We start from the raw sequence: 5993 nt of genomic DNA on the forward strand, positions 1-5993 counted from the left end.
CGCAGCATCCGGCGTACGTCATCTACACCTCCGGCTCCACCGGACGGCCCAAGGGCGTGGTGCCCACGTACGGCGGCCTGCTCAACCTGTTCGCCGACCAGCAGCAGGCGCTCTTCCCACCCCTGATCACGCAACGGCGCCGGCTCCGGGTGGCCCTCACCACGTCGGTCTCGTTCGACGCGTCCTGGAACCAGTTGCTGTGCCTGCTCTGGGGCCACGAGCTGCACGTCCCGGACCACGCGACCTGGACCGACCCGGACGCCTTCGTCGACTACGCCAGGCGCCGTCGCCTCGACTTCATCGAGGCCACCCCGTCGTACCTCCGGGTTCTGGTCGAGCAGGGCCTGTTGGACGATCCGCAGTGGCGTCCGGCGGTGGTCGCGGCGGGTGGGGAGGCCGTCCCGGAACAGTTGTGGGAGCGGCTGCGGGCGGCCGACGGGGTGTCCTGCCTGAACTTCTACGGGCCGTCCGAGTGCACCGTGAACTCGGTGGTCGCGCAGCTGGGGTCGAGCACGCGCCCGGTGATCGGCCGGCCCGTCGGCAACACCCGGTCGTACGTCCTGGACGGCGCGTTGCGGCAGCTGCCCATGGGTGTGGCGGGTGAGCTCTACATCGCCGGTCCGTGCCTGGCGCGGGGCTACCTGAACCGCCCGGGGCTGACCGCCGAGCGCTTCGTGGCCGACCCGTACGGACCGGCCGGCTCGCGGATGTACCGCACCGGCGACCTGGTGCGGTGGGGCCCGGACGGGAACCTGGAGTTCCTCGGCCGCACCGACGACCAGGTCAAGGTACGGGGATTCCGCATCGAACTCGGCGAGATCGAGGCCGTGCTCGTCGAGCACCCACAGGTCGCGCAGGCCGCCGTTCTCGTGCGGACCGAAGAGGACTCCCGGCTGGTCGCCTACGTCGTGCCGGCCCCCGGTGTCACGGTGGCCGCGCCCGCACTGCGCGAACACCTGCGCGAGCAGCTGCCGGAGTACATGGTGCCGTCGGCGTTCGTGACGCTGGACGCGCTGCCGCTGACGCCGAACCGGAAGCTGGACCGACGGGCCCTTCCGGCGCCCGACCAGGCCCCGGTCGCCCCGGGCCGTGCTCCGCGCACCGCGACCGAGCACCTGCTCGCCGGGCTGTTCACCGAGGTGCTCGGAGTGGCCGGGGCCGGGCTGGACGACAGCTTCTTCGACCTCGGCGGGCATTCGCTGCTGGCCACCCGGCTGATCGCCCGGGCACGGTCGTTGCTGGGCGTCGAGCTGGGGCTGGGCGACCTGTTCGACGCGCCGACGGTCGCGGAACTGGCGGCGGTCGTGGACGTCGCGGGCCGGGCACGGCCGGCGCTGGGGCGGCGTGAGCGGCCCGAGGCGGTCCCGCTGTCCTTCGCGCAGCGCCGACTGTGGTTCCTGCACCGCATGGAGGGCCCGAGCGCCACCTACAACATCCCGCTGGCGCTGCGGCTGTCCGGAGACCTGGACGAGAAGGCCCTGGAAGCCGCCCTGGCGGACGTGGTCGAGCGGCACGAGAGCCTGCGCACCGTGTTCCCGATGGTCGACGGCACGCCGTGCCAGCGGGTACTGGACCTCGACGCGGCCCGGCCGCGGCTGCGGGTGACCGAGTCCTGCGGGGGCGACCTGCCGGATCGGCTGGCGGAGGCGGCCCGGCACGGCTTCGAACTCTCCGAGGAGCCGCCGCTGCGCGCCGAGTTGTTCCGGCTGGGCGCCGACGAGCACGTACTGCTGCTGGTCGTGCACCACATCGCCGGCGACGGCTGGTCGACGGGGCCCCTCTCCCGGGACCTGACGACCGCCTACACGGCCCGCTGCGAAGGGGCGAAGCCGGAGTGGTCGCCGCTGCCGGTCCAGTACGCCGACTACGCCCTCTGGCAGCAGGAACTGCTCGGCGAAGGCTCCGACCCGGACAGCTTGCTGAGTGCTCAACTGTCCTACTGGCGCGGGCAGTTGGCGGACTTGCCCGAGCAGGTCGAGCTGCCGTTCGACCGGCCCCGGCCGGCGGCGATGTCCTACCGCGGCGCCCATCTGCCGGCGCGGATCGACGCCGACCTGCACCAGGGCCTGCGCGCGCTCGCCCGGGACGGCGGCGCCAGCCTGTTCATGGTGCTCCAGGCCGGGCTGGCCGCCCTGCTGGGCAAGCTCGGCGCGGGCACCGACGTACCCGTGGGCACGCCGATCGCCGGACGCACCGACGAAGCCGTGGACGACCTGGTCGGCTTCTTCGTCAACACCCTGGTGCTGCGCACCGACCTCTCGGGCGATCCGTCGTTCACCGAACTCCTGGCCCGGGTGCGCGCCGACGCGCTGGCCGCGTACGCGCACCAGGACGTGCCGTTCGAGCACCTCGTGGAGGCACTGAATCCGACCCGGTCGCTGGCGCACCACCCTCTGTTCCAGACCATGCTCGCGTTGCAGAACGCGCCGCTCGGCACGTTCGACCTGCCGCGGCTGCGCGTGGCGACCGACCTGGTGCCCACCGGCACGGCCAAGTGCGACCTGACCTTCATGGTGACCGAACGTCCCGGCGAGGACGGGCTGTCGGTCCTCGTGGAGTACAGCACCGACCTGTTCGACGCGGCCACCGTGGAGGGGATCGTCGAGCGGTGGCTGCGGCTCCTCCGTGCCGTGGTCGCCGACCCCGGCCGGCGGATCGGCCGGGTGGACGTGCTGTCCGCCGAGGAGCTGCGTGCGCTGCTGCTGCCGGCCGGCGCCGGCCGGGGCGGGCGGGCGCCGGAGAGCAGCATCACCGCGCTCTTCGAGCAGCAGGTACGGGCGAACCCGGAGGCGGTCGCCGTCGTGAGCGGCGACGTCGCGTTGACGTACGCGGAGTTGAACGCCCGGGCCAACCGGCTCGCGCACGCCCTGATCGCCCGGGGCGTGGGGCCGGAGCAGCTGGTGGCGCTGGCCCTGCCGCGCTCGGCAGAGCTGGTGGTGGCGGTCCTCGCGGCTCTCAAGGCGGGCGCCGCCTACGTTCCCGTGGACCCGCACTATCCCGCCGCCCGGATCGCCTACCTGCTCCACGACGCCCGGCCGTCGCTACTCGTGACGACGGGCCGGACCGGCGGTCTTCCGCATGCGGACGCGGTGGACCGGCTGCTGCTGGACGCCGCCGACCTGGACGGACTGCCGGACGCCGACCCGGAGGTTCCCCTCCGTCCGGACCACCCCGCCTACGTCATCTACACCTCCGGGTCCACCGGCGACCCCAAGGGCGTGGTGGTCCCGCACCGGAACGTGGTGCGACTGTTCGACACCACCCGGGAGCTGTTCGACTTCTCCGCCGAGGACGTCTGGACCCTCTTCCACTCCTACGCCTTCGACTTCTCCGTGTGGGAGCTGTGGGGCCCGCTGCTGCACGGCGGCCGACTGGTGGTCGTGGACCACGAGACCAGCCGCTCGCCCCACCGGTTCCTGGAGCTCCTCGCCCGTGAGCGGGTGACCGTCCTCAACCAGACGCCGTCCGCCTTCTACCAGCTGATGCAGGCGGACGAGGAAGCGCCGGAGACCGGCCGCTCGCTCGCCCTTCGCACGGTGGTGTTCGGCGGTGAAGCGCTGGAGCACGCCCGGCTGGCGAGCTGGTACGAGCGCCACCCGGACGACGCGCCGCGGCTGGTCAACATGTACGGCATCACCGAGACCACCGTGCACGTGACCCACGCGGCACTCGACCGGTGCGGCACCGCCGCCGGCCGGATCGGCACGGCCCTCCCCGACCTGCGCACGTACGTGCTGGACGTCCACCTGCGGCCGGTGCCGCCGGGCGTGCCCGGCGAACTGTACGTCGCGGGCGCCGGACTGGCCCGCGGCTACCTGAACCGGCCGGGCCTGACCGCCGGCCGCTTCGTAGCCGACCCGTACGGGCCGGCCGGTGCGCGCATGTACCGCAGCGGTGACGTGGTGCGGCGGGGTACGGACGGCAGCCTGCGGTTCGTGGGTCGGGCCGACGACCAGGTGAAGGTGCGGGGGTTCCGGATCGAACCCGGGGAGGTGGAGTCGGCGCTCGCCGTGCACCCGGGCGTCGCCCAGGTCGCCGTCCTGGCACGGCAGGACCGGGCCGACGACACCCGGCTGGTCGCGTACCTGGTGCCCGCCCCGGGTGCCGCCCCACGCCCGGCCGAACTGCGCGAGCACCTGCGGGAGCGGCTGCCGGAGTACATGGTGCCGGCCGCGTTCGTCGTCATGGACGGCCTGCCGCTGACCGCCAACGGCAAGCTGGACCGGCGGGCTCTGCCCGCGCCCGACCTCGCGCCGACGAGCACCGGACGCGCTCCGCGCACGCCGCAGGAGCAGATCCTGTGCGAGCTGTTCGCAGAGGTCCTCGGGGTGGCCGAGGCCGGTGTCGAGGACAGCTTCTTCGACCTGGGCGGGCACTCGCTGCTGGCGACCCGCCTCGCCGCCCGCGTCCGCGCGACCCTGGGGGTGGAGCTGGAGCTGCGCACCCTGTTCGAGACCCCGACCCCCGCCGGCGTGGCCTCCGCCCTGGCGGGTGCCCGCCGGGCGCAGCTCGCACTGGTGCCCCACCCGCGGCCCGAGCGGATCCCGCTGTCGTTCGCGCAGCGGCGGCTCTGGTTCCTGCACCAGCTGGAGGGAGCCGGCGCCGCGAACTACCACATCGCCCTGGCCTGGCGGCTGTCCGGGTCCCTGGACCGGCGGGCCCTGGAGGCCGCCCTGGCGGACGTGGTGGCCCGGCACGAGTCCCTGCGCACCGTCTTCCCGGCGGTGGACGGCGTGCCGTACCAGCAGGTGCTGGACGTCGTGGCGGGCCGCCCGCGGCTGGACGTGGGCCGGACCACCGAGGCCGGGCTGTCGGGCGCGCTGGCGGCCGCGAAGGCCCGTCCGTTCGAGCTGTCGGTCGATCTGCCGTTGCGCGCCGCACTGTTCGAGCTCGCACCCGACGAGCACGTGCTGCAGGTGGTGCTCCACCACATCGCCGGTGACGGCTGGTCGCTGGGACCGCTCGCGCAGGACCTGACCGCCGCCTACGCGGCGCGCTGCCGCGGTGAGGAGCCGCAGTGGGCGGAGCTGCCGGTCCAGTACGCCGACTACACCCTGTGGCAGCACGAGCTGCTCGGCGACGCCGCCGACCACGACAGCCTGTTCGCCCGCCAGTCGGCCTACTGGACCGGGCAGCTGGCCGATCTGCCGGAGCAGCTCCGGCTGCCCGCCGACCGGCCCCGCCCGGCGGTCGCCTCTCACCGGGGCGGCCTCGTGCCCGCAGGACTGGACGCCGACCTGCACCGCGGTCTGCGCGAGCTCGCCCGCGTACACGGGACCAGTCTGTTCATGGTGCTCCAGGCCGGACTGGCGGCGCTGCTGAGCAAGCTCGGAGCGGGCGACGACATCCCGGTCGGTAGCCCGGTCGCCGGCCGGACCGACCAGGCGCTCGACGAGCAGATCGGCTACTTCGTCAACACCCTGGTGTTCCGTACGGACACCTCGGGCGATCCGACGTTCGCCGAGCTGCTGGGCCGGGTGCGGGAGACCGCGCTGGCCGGGTACGCCCACCAGGACCTGCCGTTCGAGTACCTGGTCGAGGCCCTCAACCCGGTGCGGTCGCTGGCGCACCACCCGCTGTTCCAGGTCATGCTGGTGCTGCAGAACGCGCCCCGGGCCGACTTCGCCCCACCGGGACTGCGCGTCGGCAGCATGCCGTTGACGGCGGGCACCGCCAAGCTCGACCTGACCTTCTCGATGGCCGAGCGGCACGCGGAGGACGGCTCCCCGGAGGGGATCGACGGGATCGTCGAGTACACCAGCGACCTGTACGACCCGGCCACCGTCGAGACGATGATCGAGCGGTGGGTGCGGCTGCTCCGTGCGGTGGTCGCAGACCCGCAGCGGCGGCTCAGCCGATTCGGTCTGCTCACCGCCGAGGAGCGCGATGAGTTGATGACGCTGGGTGCCGGCCCCGTGTTCGACGCGCCCGCCGAGAGCCTGCCGGAGGTGTTCCGGGCGCAGGTGCGGGCCACGCCGGACGCGGTCGCGGTG

At 73.6% G+C, this 5993-nt stretch carries 1 protein-coding gene; it reads left to right on the top strand.

The window, feature by feature from the left end; all coding sequences use genetic code 11:
- Positions 1–5993: amino acid adenylation domain-containing protein (locus ACFV7Q_RS38190; protein ID WP_385435551.1), on the top strand; the 5993-nt coding region annotated here is incomplete at both ends.

It is taken from the genome of Streptomyces sp. NPDC059851 (assembly GCF_042732005.1).
In the GTDB taxonomy this organism is placed as follows: domain Bacteria; phylum Actinomycetota; class Actinomycetes; order Streptomycetales; family Streptomycetaceae; genus Streptomyces.